This window comes from Nocardia sp. GP40 (assembly GCF_050434125.1).
GTDB lineage: Bacteria > Actinomycetota > Actinomycetes > Mycobacteriales > Mycobacteriaceae > Nocardia > Nocardia albiluteola.
The window spans coordinates 433812-450678 of sequence record NZ_JBNPVW010000003.1; the positions used below are offsets into that span (position 1 = coordinate 433812).

A 16867-nucleotide genomic window follows, 5' to 3' on the forward strand; every position below is an offset into this window, starting at 1 on the left:
TATTTCCGAGCAGCCCGGGAGAAGTAACGTGCCGACGCAGTTGACCACCAGGGCTCAGGTCAGCGGGTACCGATTCCTGTTGAAGCGGTTCGAGCACGCACTGATCCGGCGCGACGTCCGGATGCTGCACGATCCGATGGCGGTCCAGTTCCGCGCGCTCATGGTGAGCATGGTGCTGGGGGTGCTCGCACTCGGGGCCTGCGCGGTGCTCGGCCTGCTGCGTCCTCAGGGTGCGGTCGGGAACGCGCACATCATCGTCGGCAAGGACAGCAGCGCGCTGTATGTGCTGCGCAACGGCACACTGCATCCGGTGTTGAACCTTGCCTCGGCGCGCCTGGTCGCCGGCGCTGCGGAAACTCCCACTTCGGTCAAGGAATCGCAGCTGGCGAGCTATCCGCGCGGCCCGCTGGTCGGCATTCCCGGCGCGCCGGACGCCCTGCCCGGGTCGGATGCGAAAGGCTCCGACTGGACGATGTGCGAGTCCGTCACACCGGTGTCGGGGGCGTCGCGGATCGTGGTGGCGGGCAGGCCCGCTCTGGGTCCCGGCCTGCGGGCGCTCGACCCGGGCGAGGCGCTGCTGGTCGCCTCGAACGGCACGAGCTACCTGCTCTTCGACGGTAAACGGGCGCAGGTGGATCTCGCGAACGACGCGACGGTGCGCTCGCTCAAACTGCAGGGCATCGAACCTCGAACCATCGGCTCTGGACTGCTGGACGCCACCGTCCCGGTACCCGCACTCTCGCCGCCGGTCATTCCGCAGCTCGGCAGGCCGAGTCCGGTGCCCGGGGTGAAGATCGGCGCGGTGCTCAGGGTCAGCGGCGCCAGCTCCACCGACGTCTACGTGGCGCTGCCCGATGGTGTGCAGGCGATTTCGCCGCTGGCGGCCGACTTCATCCGCAATGCCGACTCGCTGGGCATGGACGATGTAATCGCGGTGCCGCCGGATGCCCTGCGCGGGATTCCGGTGGTCAGCGAGCTGCCGCTCAACGCGTTCCCCGCGGCGCGCCCCCAGATCCTGTCCGGCGACGACCTGCCCGTCGCCTGCGTCGCCTGGTCGCGCTCCAGCGACGACGGCAACGCGTCGTTGCGCCTGCTCGCGGGCAGTTCCTGGCCGATGCCGCCGGCCGCGGTCCCGGTCGGCATGGTCAGCGGCGGCAGCGACCCGAGCCGGATCGACGCCGCCTACCTTGCGCCCTCGTCGGGCGAGTTCGTCCAATCCACCGGCATCGCACCCGACAGCACGCGTCGCGACAGCCTCTTCTACATCACCGACAACGGCATTCGATACGGCATCCCGGACACGGCCACCGCCGCCATCCTGGGCCTGACCGGCAAGCCCAAACTGGCGCCGTGGGAGATCATCGGCCAGCTCGTGCCCGGCCCGGAACTCACCCCGGACGCGGCCCAGACCGCCTACGACACCCTGCCGCGGCCGAGTCAACGCTGAGCCCCGCGCTGGTCAGCCACTCAGCGAGCCGAGCACGGCGTCGAGGGCCTTGCGCATATCGGCCGCCTCGATCCGCATCAGCGCGGACTCGTCCAGCCCGGACACATCGAGTTCGATACCGCCGCCGGTCAGCCGGAATTCCCGCTCTTCCTCGGCGGCCTCGATCACGTTGCGCACGAAGCGGCCGTTGCCCGCCACATCGATGCCGCGGCGCTGCAGGGCGCCCGGGTCGGTGCTGGGCTGATCGCAGAGCGGATCGCACGCCCGTTCCAGCAGCTCCAAGGCGTCGGCGGAGATCGTGGAATCCCGCTGACGAGCGACGACCTGCGCGATTCCGCTGAGTTCGGACGGGGTGTAGGACTCGAATTTCACCCGCTTGGCGAACCGGGAGGCCAGGCCGTCGTTGGCCGCCAGCAGCCGGTCGATCTCGAGATCGTAGCCCGCGATGATGACGATCAGCCGGTCGCGATCGTTCTCCATCCGGGCCAGCAGCGTGTCCACGGCCTCCTTGCCGAACGCGTCCCCGCCCGACAATCCGGTCTGAACCAGCGTGTATGCCTCGTCGATGAACAGCACACCGTCCATCGCGCGGTCGATGAGCGCCGAGGTCTTCAGCGCGGTACTGCCCAGATGCTCGCCGACGAAGTCGATCCGCTTGGCCTCGACCACCTTGTCGCTCTTCAGCAGCCCCAGCCCCCAGTAGATCTTGGCGATGACGCGGGCCACGGTCGTCTTGCCCGTTCCGGGCGGGCCCGTGAACGCGAGATGCTGGCCGCGCGGGACGCTGGCCAGCCCCTTCTCCGCGCGCACCTTGGCCAGCATCGCCGTCGACTGCAGCTTGGCGACCTGGGTTTTCACCGCGGCGAGGCCCACCTGCTGGTCCAGTTCGGCGCGGGCCTGCTCGAGGATCGTCCTGGCGCGATTCTCGTGCTCGCGCTGGCGGGTCTCCGCCTCGGCCATGGCCAGATCGGGCGCCGAGGAAGGGTCCCAGCGGTCGATGCGACGGTCGATCTGCTCCCGGCTGACGATGGTGATCCGGAATTTCGGATCGCGCATGGCGGCCGCGTTGGCCTCGAAGTCCGGCGCCTCCGAGTACACCTGCTCGAACAGCTGCCGCGCCTGCTCCTCGTGCCCCTGTTCGCGCAGGCACAGCCCGCGGCAGTACATCGCCGTGGTGCGCGCCGAGGGAATCGGCCCGGCCTCGGCCAGCTCGAGCCGCCGGGTGGCCTCGCCGAACAGCCCCAGCTGCGCACACGCCGAGCCGACCATGACATTGGCGCCCGCGGCCAGGTACGCGTCGGGCCAGTCGGCGGAGCCGGTGAGCACCGTCATCACATCGCTCCAGCGCTGGGTGACGAAGTGCAGGTGGGCGCGGACGTAGGCACAGATCCGACCGTCGACCTCGGCATCGTCCGCGGCGGGCTGGGCCCGCCGGTGCCGGGCGAGTTCGTCGAGCAGCCGCTCGGCCTCGTCGTACTGGCCCTCCTCGATCAACCGGGTGGCCTGCGCCAGCCAGATCTCGGTGCGGGTGGCGAGCGGATAGTCGACGTACGGCCCGACCACGAAGCGCCCGGACAGCTCCCGCAACTGCAGGCCGAGCCGGCGCTGCTCCCGGCCCAGCGTCGAGTCGCTGGTCTTGACCAGATTGAACAGCACCTCGCGGGTCAGGGTGCCCGCAGCGGCCCGGCCCAGCCACGCGTCGGCCATGCCCGGATCCAGCTCCGTCGTCCGCTGAAACGCCTTTCTGGCGTATTCGAGATTCCGGGTGGTCTGCCGGCCGTCGACGGACAGGCCGAGCGACAGCACGCCCGCGTCGAAAATCTTTTGCGCTTGCTGGATGCTGGCCATTATCGAATAGCTCCCGCGTGTTTCCCGTGACCGGCCGGGCACCGACGTACCCCACAACTCAACGTAGCCTACCCGCGGCCATTCGGATACACTTCCTTTGTTGGAGGCCGCTCAGCATCATGGGACGCGGGGAAATTGATCGAATCATTTGAAGGGTCGGCCGCCGGTGAACCCGAATTGTGCCGAGTTTCGGTAATCGGGGACAACACGCAGATCGATGTCGGCCTGCCCACGACCGTCCCGATCGCCGAGTTCATCACCGATGTGGTGGCGCTGATCGACTCGCGCAACCCGGACCTCACCGAGCGCGAGGACGCCGCGATCGAGACCCGGCACTGGACGCTCGCGCGGCTCGGACACGAAGCGATACAACCGGATTCGACGCTCGCCGAGGCGCGCGTGTTCGACGGTGAGCTGCTGGTGCTGCGCTCGGTCGGCACGAAAACGGTTCCGGTCCTGTTCGACGACGTCATCGACGCGGTCGCGCGCCTGACGCAGAGTTCGTTCCGCGGCTGGACCGCGACGACCGCGCGGTGGGCCGGGCTGCTCGTGGCCATGGTCGCGGTACCCGTGGCGGTCCTGTTGCTGGCTCTGTCGAAAGGCGATCAGGGTGGGGTGGTCCCGGGCGCCGTGGCGACCTCCACCGGCATTGTCGCGTTCGCCGCGGCGATGATCGTCGCGCGGGTCTTCGCGCTCACCGCGGTGTCCACGGCGCTGTCGTTGTACGCCCTGCTGCTGTTGAGTTCCGGTGTGGCGCTGCTGATTCCGGGTGACCTCGGGAGCCCGCACGCGCTCCTTGGATGCGCGGTGCTGCTGGTCGCCGCGGCGCTGGGACACCGCGTCAGCCGGACCGGGGCGACGATGTTCGCCGCCGCGGTCACCGTCGCGCTGTTCGGCGGGGCGGCCGCGGCGGTCATGATGACCGCGCACACTCCACCCGGCAAGGTCGCCGCCGGAGTGTCGGTCGCGGCATTGATCGCGATCTCGGCGGCGGCGCGGCTGGCGGTGCTGGCCTCCCGGCTGCCGGTGCCGCCCGTGCCGACCGCGGGCGGTGCGATCGATCCGGCCGACCACGAGCCGCGCCCGACCATCGAGGGCGTCGGCGCGATCGGGGCCACGGCGCTGGCCTCGGCCATGGGTCTGACCGAACGGGCCAGGGCCGCAACCGAATACCAGTCCGGGATGCTTATCGGCACCACCCTCGCGGCCGTCGCGGCCGCCGTCGTCACCGCCGGCGCCCCGAGCTCACACCACTGGCAGGGCATCGCGCTGGCGTTCGTCGTCGCGGGGATTCTGTGCCTGCGCGGCCGGGCCTATGCGGACCTGATTCAGGCGGGGACCCTCGTGGGCGGCGGCTGTGCGGCGTTCCTGGGCACGCTGATCGAGCTCGGGCTCGGTGACAGCACCGAATTGGTCACGGCCGCAGCGATATTGCTGGCCATGGCCGCCATCGCGGTCGGCGTGGGCGTGGTGGGGCCGTCGATCGACATGTCCCCGGTCACCAGGCGGGCCGGCGAGATCGCCGAGTACGTGCTCATCGTCACGGTGATCCCGCTGGTCCTGTGGTCCCTCGATCTCTATTCGACAGCCCGGAACCTATGAGAGCCGGTTTCGGTACGGGCGCAGCGGCTCTGGTCGCCGCGGCACTGTTCGTTGCGGTGTCGGCCGCGCCGCCAGCGGCGGCCATCGCACCGCCCGTGGTGGATCCGCGCCTGGTTCCGCATCCCGGCCCACCGGCGCCGCCCGAGCCCACCGGGCAGCGCTCGCTGTGCGCGAAGCCCGTATTGACCCGCGATACGCCGCGCACCGCGCCGGATGCGCAACGGGCGCTTGATCTTCCGACGGCATGGCAGTTCAGTCGCGGCCGCGGGCAGACGGTCGCGGTCATCGACACCGGCGTGAATCGCCATCCGCGCCTGCCCCATCTGATTCCCGGCGGCGACTTCGTCTCCAACTCCGACGGCACCTCGGACTGCGACGGGCACGGCACCTTCGTCGCGGGCATCATCGCGGCCCAGCCGAGTCCCGGCGACGGATTCGCCGGCGTCGCACCGGATGCCACGATTCTGTCGATCCGCCAGCTGAGCCTCGAGTTCGAGGCCAAGAACAGCGGTCACCAGGACGACGCGGGAGCCATGTCCAGCGGCGGCTACGGCACTGTGACGACGCTGGCGAGCGCGATCGTGCGCGCGGTCGACCTGGGCGCGACGGTCATCAACATGTCCGAGGTCTCGTGCGCGCCCGCGGGCGCGAGCCTGAACGACGCAATGCTCGGCGCCGCAGTGGAATACGCGTACGACCACAACGTCGTGGTGGTGGCCGCGGCCGGGAACGTGCAGAGCGACGGGGCGTGCAAGGCGCAGAACGACGGCACCGGCTGGGATCGGGTGAAGACCGTGGCCAGCCCGGCGTGGTTCACGCCGTACGTGCTGTCCGTCGCCTCGACCGATCCCGATGGCAAGGTGTCGGACTTCTCGCTCGACGGCCCCTGGATCTCGGTCGCCGCGCCCGGCACCAACCTCGTCTCGCTCGACAGCACTCCGGGCGGGACCGGCCTGGTCGACGGGATCCCCGCCCAGGACGGGCCGCCGAACCCCATCAACGGCACCAGTTTCTCCTGCGCCTTCGTCTCCGGGGTGGCGGCGCTGGTGCGATCCCGCTTTCCGGCCCTGTCGGCGCGGCAGGTCATCGACCGCATCATCCGCACCGCGCACGCGCCGGGCCCCGGACGGGACGATCGCGTCGGATACGGCACGGTCGATGCGGTCGCCGCGCTCACCGCCCAGCTGCCCGGCCAAACGGTGGCCGCGGCCGCGGGCCGAAGACTTCCGCCCGCCGCGGCGGCGCCCCGAATCGACCCCCTGCCCAGGCGAATTGCCGCCGTCGGCACGATCGCCTGCCTCCTTGCCCTCGCGCTGGGCAGCGCGATCGGGGCCGCGCTGCGGCGCGGGTCCCGGCGCGACGCGACCGAGGACGACGACTCGCCGCTGCACGACCGAACAGGATTTCGCATGAGTGTGAGTTCGACCGATGAGCACTGACAGATTCGTCCGCACGACGCGCCTGGCTCCGCCGCGGGCGCCCGGCGGCGAGGTGGTCCTGAATCCACCGCCCGAGCTGACCCGGACGATACCGGGCGGCCTGTTGCTGAAGCTGATGCCGCTGGTCATGGCCGTCGCCGTGGTCGGCATGGTGGCCCTGATGATCACCACGGGCGGCCGTGGGGTGCTGAGCAATCCGCTGTCGCTGATGTTCCCGATGATGATGGTGATGTCCATGGTGGGCACCTTCGCCGGGGGCGGCCGCGGCGGTGGCAAGAAGGCAGCCGAGCTCAACGAGGACCGCAAGGACTACTTCCGCTATCTGGAGCAACTGCGCAGGGACGTCCGCAAGACCGGTGCGCTGCAGCGGGAGGCCCTGGAATGGAGTCACCCCGACCCGGCCGACCTGCAATCGCTGATCGGCACCCGGCGGATGTGGGAGCGCCGCCCGAACGATCCCGATTTCGCGCACGTCCGGGTCGGCGTCGGCAGCCACAGGATCGCAACCAAGCTCGCCCGCCCCGAGACCGGGCCGCTGGAGGATCTGGAACCGGTGTCGACGGTCGCCCTGCGCCGATTCGTCCGCACCCACTCCGTGGTCCACGACCTGCCGACCGCGATCTCGCTGCGCGCCTTCCCAGCCATCAACGTCGAGGGCGACCGCGCGCAGACCCGGGCACTGATGCGGTCGATGCTGATGGAGCTCACCGCCTTTCACGGTCCGGACCACCTGGCGATCGCGGTGGTGTGCGCCGACCCGGACAGCGAGGCGTGGTCGTGGGCGAAGTGGCTGCCGCAGATCCTGCACGCGACGATGCGCGACGGCATGGGCCAGGCCCGGATGATGTACAGCTCGCTCGCCGAGCTCGAACGCGCTCTGGCGGACGAACTTTCGCAGCGCGGCCGGTTCATGCGCAATGCACCGCCCACCGCCGGGCGCATGCATTTGGTCGTCGTCATCGATGACGGCTTCGTCGACGGCTCCGAGCGGCTGGTCGCGGAGGCCGGCCTGGACTCGGTCACCGTCATCGACCTCACCGCCCCGGCGACCGGGCTGGCCGTGCGCCGCGGCCTGCGGCTGGTGCTGACCGACGGCACGCTGGCCGCCCGGTCCGCGGTCGGCGCCGAGGAGTTCGCCACGGCGGATCTGACGCGCCCGGCGCAGGCCAGGGCGTTCGCCCGGGACATCGCCCGATACCGGATCGCCATGGCGGAGGTGCTGAACCTCGACGACGACACCCGCGCCGATCCGGGGCTGATGTCGCTGCTCAAGATCTCCGACGCCGCGCAGATCGACCCGAACATGGTGTGGCGGCCGCGCACCACACGCGAGCGACTGCGGGTACCGATCGGCGTCACCCCCGACGGCACCCCGGTGGAACTCGACATCAAGGAGTCCGCCGAGAACGGCATGGGACCGCACGGATTGTGTATCGGCGCAACGGGTTCCGGAAAGTCCGAGTTCCTGCGCACGCTGATCCTGTCGATGGTCACCACGCACTCGCCCGACCTGCTCAATCTCGTGCTGGTCGACTTCAAGGGCGGTGCAACGTTTCTCGGCTTGGATCCACTGCCGCACGTCGCCGCGGTCATCACCAACCTCGAGGAAGAACTCTCGATGGTGGACCGCATGCGCGACGCGCTCGCGGGCGAACTGAACCGCCGTCAGGAACTGCTCCGCGCGGCAGGCAATTTCGCCAACGTCACCGAGTACGAGAAGGCCCGCGCCAACGGCGCATTGCTGGATCCGCTGCCAGCGCTGTTCGTGGTCGTCGACGAGTTCTCCGAATTGCTCTCGCAGAAGCCCGATTTCGCCGACCTGTTCGTGATGATCGGGCGCCTGGGCCGGTCGCTGCGCGTGCACCTGCTGCTGGCCTCGCAGCGGTTGGAGGAGAACCGGATGCGCGGGCTGGACTCGCATCTGTCGTACCGGATCGGCCTGCGCACGTTCTCGGCCAGTGAGTCCCGTCAGGTACTCGGCATCACCGACGCCTACCATCTGCCGAGTGTGCCCGGGTCCGGGTACCTCAAGAGCGACGCGGCGGATCCGTTGCGGTTCAACGGCGCCTACGTGTCGGGGCCCTATGTGTCCGCGCGCGGCGCACGACAGAGCGGCGGCAAGTCGGCCGGTGGCCGTCCGGCCGCCCTGTTCACCGCGCGCCCGGTCGAGATCACCGAGCCGCCGAAACCGGCGCACGTGGAGCTGCCGGACCTCGACACCCTGTTGGGGACAACCGAACCGGCCGGACCCGAGAAGACGATGCTGCAGGTCGTGGTCGAGCGGCTGAGCGGGCACGGCCGGCCCGCGCACGAGGTGTGGCTGCCACCGCTGGACGTCTCCCCCAGCCTGGACATGCTGCTGCCCGATCCGGAGTGGAGCTCGCCGCGCAATCGCAACGGGCGGCTGTGGATGCCGATCGGCATCATCGACAAACCCTACGAGCAGAAGCGCGAGGTGCTCACCATCGATCTGGCGGGCGCCCAGGGCAATGTCGCGGTCGTCGGCGGGCCACAGTCCGGAAAGTCGACCACCCTGCGCACCATCATCATGGCCGCCGCCGCGACCCACACGCCGGAGCAGGCACAGTTCTACTGCCTCGATTTCGGCGGCGGCACCCTCGCGGCGCTGACCGACCTGCCGCACGTCGGCTCGACCGCCGGGCGGCTCGAAAGCGATCGCGTGCGCCGCACGATCGCCGAACTGACCACCCTGATGCGGCAGCGGGAGGAGCGATTCCGCGCCCTGGGCATCGAGAGCATGCGCGAATTCCGCATGCGCAAGGCAGAACTGCTGGGGTTGCCGGAGCCCGACCGGGCCGCATACCCGCTCTCCGCCGACCATTTCGGCGATGTCTTCCTGGTGATCGACGGCTGGGCGGCCTTCCGCGAGGAGTTCGAGCCGCTCGAATCGATGGTCAATGCCATTGCCACACAGGGACTGTCGTACGGCATCCACCTCATGGTGGCGGCCTCGCGATGGCTGGAGATCCGTCCGGTCGTCAAGGACCAGATCGGCACCCGGCTCGAGCTGCGGCTCGGCGAACCGAGCGACTCCGAAATGAACCGCCGCGCAGCAGCTCTCGTGCCGATCGGGCGGCCGGGGCGAGGCATCACCCGCGACAGCATGCACATGCTGGTGGCGCTGCCGCGGGTGGACTCCGATACCGATCCCCTGACCATCGCCGAGGGCGTCGCGTCCGCCAAGGAACAGTTCGCGGAGCTCTACGGCGGCCGCGGCGCCCCCGCGGTGCGGATGCTGCCCGCGGAGGTGAAGCGCGATGACGTGGCCGCGGCCGTCGAGGCCGTCGGCGCCGACCTCGGTCCGACTCGGGTCGCCGTGGGGCTCGGTGAGTCCGAATTGCAGCCCGTGATACTGAATTTCGATGCCGAGCCGCACCTGATGATCTTCGCCGACGTGGAGTCCGGCAAGACCACGGTGCTGCGCAATATCGTCGCCGGCGTCGTCGAACGGTCGACCCCGGACGAGGCGCGGGTCATCCTGGTCGACTATCGCCGCACCATGCTGGGCCTGGTGGAGGGCGATCACCTGGCCGGCTACACCACCTCCTCGCAGACCTCGATCCCGATGCTCAAGGAGGTCGCCGGATATCTGGCCAGGCGCATTCCGGGCGCGGACATCACCCCGCAGCAGCTGCGCGATCGCAGCTGGTGGACCGGGCCCGAGATCTACGTGGTCGTCGACGATTACGAGATGGTCGTGGCGAACAACCCGCTGCTGGCGCTTTTGGAGCTGCTGCCGCAGGCCCGGGACATCGGGCTGCACGTCGTCATCGCGCGGCGCGCGGGCGGCGCGTCGCGGGCGCTGTACGATCCGGTGCTCGGGCCGCTCAAGGATCTGTCGGTCAGCGCGTTGCTGATGAGTGCGCCCAAGGACGAGGGGGTGCTGCTCGGAGGGGTCCGCTCGAGTGCGTTACCCCCGGGCCGCGGCACGCTCGTGTCCCGAAGCCGGGGCAACGAGATGATCCAGGTGACCTTCTTCCCACCGCAGTGAGGTACGGGGGGGATCGGGTCGGATCAGCGTCGAGATGCGTGCCCAGGTACGAGGCTCAGCGCCAGACGGGGGCACAGGGCCACGGCGTCGGTGGCGGGCCCGATCAGATGGTTGTCGATGATCGGGTCGCCGGGACGCATCGTCAACGGGTAGCCCCAGTCGTCGCGCGTCAGGAGCTCGGGAAGCAGTTCGGTGCAGAGCCCACGGCCGTCACAGCGGGTCCAATCGATATGCAGGCGTGGGGCTTCGGATGTCATTGCGGAAGGCTCCTTCCGGTTCGTTCCAGCTCGGCCCGGCAGGCGCCGCGCGCGTGGAGTGCGATATCGTCGGCGAAAGCGGTGAGCGCCGAACACACCAGCCGCGCGGTTCCGTCGGGGTGATGACAGGCGCCGCGGCCGTCGACGAGCCCGGCCAGCCGGGCGATTTCCCGAGGGTCGCCGTGGGGTCCGTTGACCAGCTCGGACAGCCGGGCAGCCAACTGCGGCAATCCGTTTCGGCAGGGGCCGCAGCTGCCGGCGCTCTGCGCGGCGAGATATGCGGTGATGTTGGCGGTGGCGCGCAGCCCGCACCGCGTGCGCGGCAATACGGTGACGACTCCGGCCCCGAGGGTCGCATGCAGCGGGCGCAGGGCCGAGGTGGACAGGGCGGCTCGGTGGAGCTCGTCGCTCGGGATCCAGACGCCGTGATATCCGCCGATCAGCACGGCGCTGACGTCGCGAATGTTCGTCCTGCCGCTGTGTTCGATCAAAGCAGCAAGGCTGCAACCGAATTCGACTTCGAGCACGCCCGTGACGGCGGTCCCGGAGAGGGTGACGAGCATCGTGCCGGGTTCATCGTCGGTGCCGGCGCCCCGGAACCAGTGCGGGCCGTAGCGGGCGACCAGTGCCAGATGGGCCAGGGTCTCCACGTTGTGGACCAGGGTGGGCCGACCCCGCAGCCCGGCCTCCGAGGTGCTCCCCGTCCGGTCGGACGGAATGGGCGCCCGCCCTGCCAAACGGTTGACGACCGCGGTCTTCTCCCCGGCGAGGAAACCGTCTGCCGCCGCGGTGATTTCGACGTGGCGGGTGTCGTATCCTGCGGCCCGCCGCTCGCCGAGCGCGCGCCGGATGGGTTCGAGAAGTGGTGCGGGCGCGTACAGATGGCATTCGCGCGCGCCGACGGCGGCTGCCGCGACGGAGATCCCGTCCAGCACCAGGTGCGGGGCGCGGGTCAGCAGGACGGCGTCCTTGCTGCTCACCGGTTCCCCCTCAGCCCCATTGCCGATGACGATCGCGCGGCGTCCCGCGGCCACGGCCGCCAGCTTCCTGGCGACCGGGAATCCCGCGCCCCCGCGTCCCCGGAGTCCGGCGGCCGCGACAGCGGAGATCAGCTCGCCCGAATCCCGTTGCGGCAGTTGCGGTCCGTAACAGTCGAGGTGGGCGGGCAGGCTCGGATTCTCGGCGGCGAGCAGACGCCGGACACCCGCTGGTGCGCCGGACAGCTGTGTTGTCATCGCGGGCTCCCGATCGTTCGAAATTCGGTGAAATCGCTACTCGCGCGCCAGATCACGGCGGCGGCGAAGGTGAGGGAGCACGCGGCCGCCACGATGAGCATCCACGGCTGCGTATTGTCCGTGCCGGTGCCCACCGCGTGCAGCAGCGCAATCGGCCAGAGCAGGTAAGTGGCCCAGTGCACGAGCCGGAAAGCTTGCGGTCCGATCCGCCGCCGCAGCAACGCGGAGATCACGATCGCGGCGACCAGATCGACGGCGACGGTCCCGAATCCGAGCCAGATCGGCCGGTAGGAGTTGGCGAACGGCGCGACCACGTCGACGAGCCGTAGTTGTGCTTGCGGGTCGGCGAGCAGGCTCAGGACGTGCAGACTCACCAGGGCCGTCGCGCACAGCGCCGCGCCGCGATGGAAGTCGGCGAGTCCGGTGCGCGGCAACAGCATTGCGCGGCCGGAGCGGGCCGCGATCCCGACCGCCAGCGCGATCGTCAGTACCACCAGCGCCGCGACGCCGCTGCCGCGTCCGAATGCCCACAGCGCCTGGTCCATTCCCGCGGATGTCATCGGCCGCTCCCCGCAGTGGACTCGGCGGGCCAGCCGCCGAGGGTCAGGACTTCGCCGTCGCGGCCGACAACCCGTGCGGGCATGCCACTTTCGCGCAATCGTGCCGGTGCGGAGCGGCCTCGCACGACCGCCGCGGTGGTCATCGCGTTGGCGGTCACGCACGAGGCGGCCGCCACCGATACAGTTCTCCACACCGGCTCCGCCGCAACACAGTTGCGCGGGTCGACAATGTGATGCACCAGCTCCGCACCGCGCCGCCAGCGCCGCCGCAGCGTGCTCGACGTCGCCAGTGCCGCGCCCTCGGGAAGCCTGATCCGGGTGCCCGGCTCGTTACCGCCGTCCTGCACCAGGATCTGCCACCCCGACGCCGGGGCCGGACCCGCCGTGGCGATGTCCCCGCCCAGACCGACCAGGACACCACACCCGAGTTGCTCCATGACCAGCCGCGCGCACCGGTCCGCGGCATGGGCCTTGGCGGTGGCGCCCAGGTCCAGCAGTACACCCGGCGGTACAGTCACGGTCCGTTCGGTGAGGTGCACCTGCGTCCAGTCGGCGCGGCGGTTCACCACCACGCGAACGGGCTCGGGCGAATCGGTGAGGAGCGCGAAATCTCGGTCATAGCCCAAGTCCCACATTATGTTTCCCACGGTCGGATCGACATCGCCCGCGGTCTCGCGGGCCACGGCGAACGCGACCCGTAGATACTCGGCGAGCACCGGACCGATCGGCACGGCAACTCCGGGATGCGCCGCAAGCCGCATGATCTCCGAATCGTCGCGAAATCTGCTGCAGGCCCGGTCGACCGCATCGAGGTGTTCGACGATCAAGGCCCGGGCCGCGGTCAACGCGCCGCGATCGGTGACGACGATGCGGGCGGTCGTTCCCCACACCGGCCACGCGCACGCGGCGATGCGAGGATCGTCCGTGGTGAGTTCGGCGGGCGGCGAAGGCGTCATCACGACCCCTGTGAATGAGCGTGTACCTGCCCCGAACCGGGCCCGAGCTGCGGCGCCGAGCCGTCCGTACCCAGCTGCGATGCCGAGCCGTCCGTCGCGGGCGCGACCGACGAGCCCGTGTCGGACGTCGGCTGCGTGGTCGCTCCGCTCGATGCGGCGGCGGAGTGCGTGTAGGCGGCCGCCGAGGCGGCAACCGTGCCGACGGTGGCGAGCGCCACCAGTGCGACGGTGGCCTGGCGCCCGGCGCGGCGGCCCGGCTGAGGTGGGTGCGATGGGTTCATGGCGGTGCTCTGTTCATCGATGTCGGCGGAGCGTGGTGCCCGATCGCAGACCAGAGTGCCGACGGAGTCTGTGTGCAGCCTGGGAGTCCGCCACCTATAACGCTGCGAGCGTCACCGGCGCTCAGCCGAAGGAACCGTCGTCGCGGGCCTCGAAGGCATCGCACCCGTCGTGCTCGAACCGCACCCGTCCGTCGAACGCGGATGTATTAGTGCAGACTCCCCAATCCATCCCGATTCGCCCCTGTAGCGCGATCCAGAATCGGCATCCGCCGCACTGCTCCCAGTACCACGCCTCGGGGTAGTTCGGAGCGGCCGACGAGCGGTTCAGCGGCAGCCAGCGCCGGCCGCACTCGGCATTGTGACGTTCACTGTCGCCGGTCCACGGTCCCGCATCGCTCACCACAGCCCAAATCCGAGTAATGAACCAGTGCACCACACAGGTTCACCTCGTACCACGCGAAAGCCGGGTCTCAGCAGGAGCTCTCGCCGGGCCCGGTACCCGCGGCGGATTCGATTCTCGCCAATGTCCTTGCGCTGCCGTCGACTTCGAGCTGCACGCGCAGTCCGGTGGCGTCCTGCCAGGCGCGGATCTGCACGTCATCGCCCGCCATCACCGGCCCGGCGTGTTCGAGGATCACCCGGTAGGGCGCCGGCTGCGCGTCGGGGAACCGGGCCAGCGCCTCCTCCACCGCCGCCCAGTGCACGGCGTTGTTCACATGGCCGTAGCGGTCGACATCGGCGACCCGCAAAGGGAACGACCACGTATCCGCGTCCACGCCGGTGCTCTCCCGCAGCGCGGGCCGCCATCGCAGCCGGTGCTCGGTGGTCGCCGCGAGCATCGGCGCCATGAAGCGGTCGCTCATCCGCGCCGGGCGCCCGGCCTCGATGTCGACGTGGATGAGGAACATCTCCGTCTCGATCAGCCCGCCGTCCTCGCTGCGCACCTGGATGCGCATGTTGCACCATCGGTTCGACAGTGCGGACGGCCACCGGCACAGGTGCACCCGGTCCCCGAACCCGATCGGCGCCAGCACGTCGATGACCGTGCGGCGCACGATCCAGCCCGGGTGCAGGTCCCCCTCCTCGACCGCCACCAGATGGTCGCACCCGATGTCCTGCAGGTACCGCGCCACCGCATCCAGCCGCAGCCGCTCGTCACCGTCGGTATCCCCCAGGCGTACCGGCCATTCCCCGTGGAACGCCCGGCTCAGGTCCCCGCACGCGGGGAGCGGAGACGCTATGTCCAGCAACTCGTCGACGGCTGCGGCAGCACCCATGAACACATCCTTTCGGTGGTCACAGGCAAGCGTACCGACCGGACGGCATAATCCCGAACCCCGACACGGCCGCGGTACGAGACCGTGCCACTCGAGACGGCACCGGTCCGAGACCGTGCCGGACCCAGGACGCCGCCGGCAACGTCGGCCGGGCAGCCGCCGGCATCAGCCATGGACCCGCGCGCGAGGATCATGCGCGGACCCCAAGCCTCGGCCATCCCGTTCACCCGCCGGTATCGGCCGCACTGCCGTCCGCATCAGCCGCCCCACCGTCCGCGACGATCACCCGCGCGACGACATACCGATCACCTCGCGAAGCAGCTCGCCGCCCCGTGGCCAGTGCCCGTACCCCGAGGCGGGGTTCAGGTGGCCGACGTCGCCGAGGTCGACCAGGCGGCTGCCCCAGGCCTCGGCCATCCCGGACACCCGCCGGAACGACGCCAGCGGGTCGGTGGTGCTGGCGGCGACGATCGCCGGGAACGGCAGGCGCTGCCACGGAAACGGGTTCCAGCCATGGTCATTCAGCTCGGCGGTGGTGGGATAGCCCGCAGGCCAGGATGATTCGAAATCCGGTGGCGTCGCCAGCAGCGCGCCCTGCACGGGGCGGGTGGCGTGCCGCGCCCAGTGCACGGTGATCATCACACCGGCACTGTGCGCGACCAGGACCACGGGACCGTCGATGGCGGTCAGCACGGCGTCGAGCGCCTCGACCCGGGCCGCGCGGCTGAGCTTGTCGCGCTCGAGCGGAGGGACGATGCGTACCTTGTCGAGAGTCCCGGCCAGCAGGGTCTGCCAGTGCTCCTCGACGTGATCGCGCAGGCCGGGCACGATCACGACGGTCGGGTCTAGCGAGGCGTTCATGGTGTGCGGCAATTCCTTTCGGTGCACCGACAGGTCAGGCGTGCTGGGTGAATCCGACCTGTCCAGGCTTGCGGTTCGGGGCATATCCGAGCCGGGCCAGGGTCTCGTCGGCGTCGGCGTACACCGTCCCGATCTTGTAGATCTCCCGGGCCTCCTTCACGGTGGCGACCTCGCGGCCGAGCTCACCGGCGATGCGCACCAGCTGCTGAATCTGCTGCACCGAGGTGAACTTCTCGCCCCGGCGACCCCAGATGGTGTCCTCGTTGCCGCACCGGGTGTGCAGGCCCAGCGCCATCGCCATCGCATTCACCGGAAGTACACTGCGCATGAGGGTTTCGAGGGTCAGGCAGGCGCCGTCCGGGACCCGCTGAATGAAGTTCATGATGTTGTACGGGTTCGGTCCGTCGAAGCCGCCGCCGATGCCCACCCAGGTCAGGTTCAGCGGACCGCTGTACACCCCGCGGCGGATCAGCCGCTCCACCGTCTCCAGCTGCGGAATGCTCGACAGCTGGAAATGCGGCTGAATACCGTTGGTCCGCAACCGCTTCAGGTGCTCCGCGACCCACTCGGGACCGGCCGGAACCGTCATCTCCCGATACGCCGCGGCCAGTTCGGGCCGCTCCATCGAGGTCCCCGCGATGTCGTCGGGGGTCATCAGCTCCATGATGTTCATCTGGGAGGTGTTGATCGCGATCGTCACCTGATCGGGCTTCGGGTCGAGCTCGGCCAGCATGTGCCGGGTGTCGTCGGACAGCCACTTCGCGTCCGCGCCTTCACCTTCCGGCGCGAACGAGATCGAGCCACCGACCTGCAGAATCATCTCCGGAACGGCCGAGCGGAGCCCGGCGAGCAGCTCGTTGAACTTCGACAGGCGCTTGGACCCCTTGCCGTCCAGCTCGCGCACATGGATGTGCAGGACCGTGGCGCCCGCCTCGAAGCAGTCCACCGCCTGCTGCACATGCTCCTCCATGGTCAGCGGCAGGTCCTCGCGGAAATCGTCCGGTTCCCACTCCGGACCGTAGGGAGCGGCGGTGATGACCAGCTTGTCCTGGTTCTCCGGGAACAGCGCGTCGTCGTGGAAGTGCATGATGG

General features: G+C 69.8%; 14 protein-coding genes. 4 read left to right on the forward strand and 10 right to left on the reverse strand.

Annotated elements, in window-relative coordinates; genetic code table 11:
* Nucleotides 1–28 precede the first annotated feature (28 nt).
* Complete coding sequence (eccB, locus tag ABH933_RS11015; RefSeq protein ID WP_429416764.1) at nt 29–1447, forward strand: type VII secretion protein EccB; 1419 nt, start codon at nt 29–31, stop codon at nt 1445–1447.
* A gap of 12 nt (nt 1448–1459) precedes the next feature.
* Here the strand turns inward: eccB and eccA are convergent, their stop codons facing one another.
* The gene (gene eccA / locus ABH933_RS11020; RefSeq protein WP_429416766.1) at nt 1460–3295 is read right to left on the reverse strand and encodes a type VII secretion AAA-ATPase EccA; all 1836 of its coding nucleotides are present in this window, start codon (nt 3293–3295) and stop codon (nt 1460–1462) included.
* A gap of 135 nt (nt 3296–3430) precedes the next feature.
* Between eccA and eccD the strand changes: the two genes are divergently transcribed.
* Genes eccD through eccCa form a run of 3 tightly spaced genes read left to right on the forward strand, consistent with a single transcriptional unit; the run spans nt 3431 to nt 10348 of the window.
* The gene (gene eccD, locus ABH933_RS11025) at nt 3431–4897 is read left to right on the forward strand and encodes a type VII secretion integral membrane protein EccD (RefSeq protein WP_429416768.1); all 1467 of its coding nucleotides are present in this window, start codon (nt 3431–3433) and stop codon (nt 4895–4897) included.
* Complete coding sequence (gene mycP / locus ABH933_RS11030) at nt 4894–6336, forward strand: type VII secretion-associated serine protease mycosin (RefSeq protein WP_429455022.1); 1443 nt, start codon at nt 4894–4896, stop codon at nt 6334–6336. Before eccD ends, mycP begins: the two co-directional genes overlap by 4 nt.
* Nucleotides 6326–10348, forward strand: a complete 4023-nt coding sequence (gene eccCa / locus ABH933_RS11035) for a type VII secretion protein EccCa (RefSeq protein ID WP_429416773.1) — start codon at nt 6326–6328, stop codon at nt 10346–10348. Before mycP ends, eccCa begins: the two co-directional genes overlap by 11 nt.
* A 23-nt stretch (nt 10349–10371) precedes the next feature.
* On the opposite strand, the gene ABH933_RS11040 is transcribed toward eccCa, so the two are convergent.
* The 9 genes from ABH933_RS11040 to ABH933_RS11080 all read right to left on the reverse strand — a co-directional run bounded on the left by ABH933_RS11040 (nt 10372) and on the right by ABH933_RS11080 (nt 16862).
* The gene (locus ABH933_RS11040) at nt 10372–10605 is read right to left on the reverse strand and encodes a ferredoxin (protein WP_429416776.1); all 234 of its coding nucleotides are present in this window, start codon (nt 10603–10605) and stop codon (nt 10372–10374) included.
* Nucleotides 10602–11840, reverse strand: a complete 1239-nt coding sequence (locus ABH933_RS11045; RefSeq protein WP_429416778.1) for an NADH-ubiquinone oxidoreductase-F iron-sulfur binding region domain-containing protein — start codon at nt 11838–11840, stop codon at nt 10602–10604. Before ABH933_RS11045 ends, ABH933_RS11040 begins: the two co-directional genes overlap by 4 nt.
* Nucleotides 11837–12400: a ferric reductase-like transmembrane domain-containing protein gene (locus ABH933_RS11050; RefSeq protein WP_429416781.1), complete on the reverse strand. Its 564-nt coding sequence runs from the start codon at nt 12398–12400 to the stop codon at nt 11837–11839. Before ABH933_RS11050 ends, ABH933_RS11045 begins: the two co-directional genes overlap by 4 nt.
* Complete coding sequence (locus ABH933_RS11055; protein ID WP_429416784.1) at nt 12397–13356, reverse strand: FAD:protein FMN transferase; 960 nt, start codon at nt 13354–13356, stop codon at nt 12397–12399. Before ABH933_RS11055 ends, ABH933_RS11050 begins: the two co-directional genes overlap by 4 nt.
* Complete coding sequence (locus tag ABH933_RS11060; RefSeq protein WP_429416787.1) at nt 13356–13637, reverse strand: hypothetical protein; 282 nt, start codon at nt 13635–13637, stop codon at nt 13356–13358. The genes ABH933_RS11055 and ABH933_RS11060 overlap by 1 nt, the downstream gene beginning before the upstream one ends.
* A 121-nt stretch (nt 13638–13758) precedes the next feature.
* Nucleotides 13759–14040, reverse strand: a complete 282-nt coding sequence (locus tag ABH933_RS11065; protein WP_429416789.1) for a DUF3027 domain-containing protein — start codon at nt 14038–14040, stop codon at nt 13759–13761.
* Nucleotides 14041–14107: 67 nt separating this feature from the next.
* Nucleotides 14108–14914, reverse strand: coding sequence for an acyl-[acyl-carrier-protein] thioesterase (locus ABH933_RS11070; RefSeq protein WP_429416792.1), 807 nt, complete (start codon nt 14912–14914; stop codon nt 14108–14110).
* Nucleotides 14915–15196: 282 nt separating this feature from the next.
* Entirely contained in the window at nt 15197–15775 is a 579-nt protein-coding gene (locus ABH933_RS11075; protein WP_429416795.1) for an RBBP9/YdeN family alpha/beta hydrolase, read from the reverse strand.
* Between the two features lie 34 nt (nt 15776–15809).
* Nucleotides 15810–16862: a 3-keto-5-aminohexanoate cleavage protein gene (locus tag ABH933_RS11080; RefSeq protein ID WP_429416798.1), complete on the reverse strand. Its 1053-nt coding sequence runs from the start codon at nt 16860–16862 to the stop codon at nt 15810–15812.
* Nucleotides 16863–16867 lie beyond the last annotated feature (5 nt).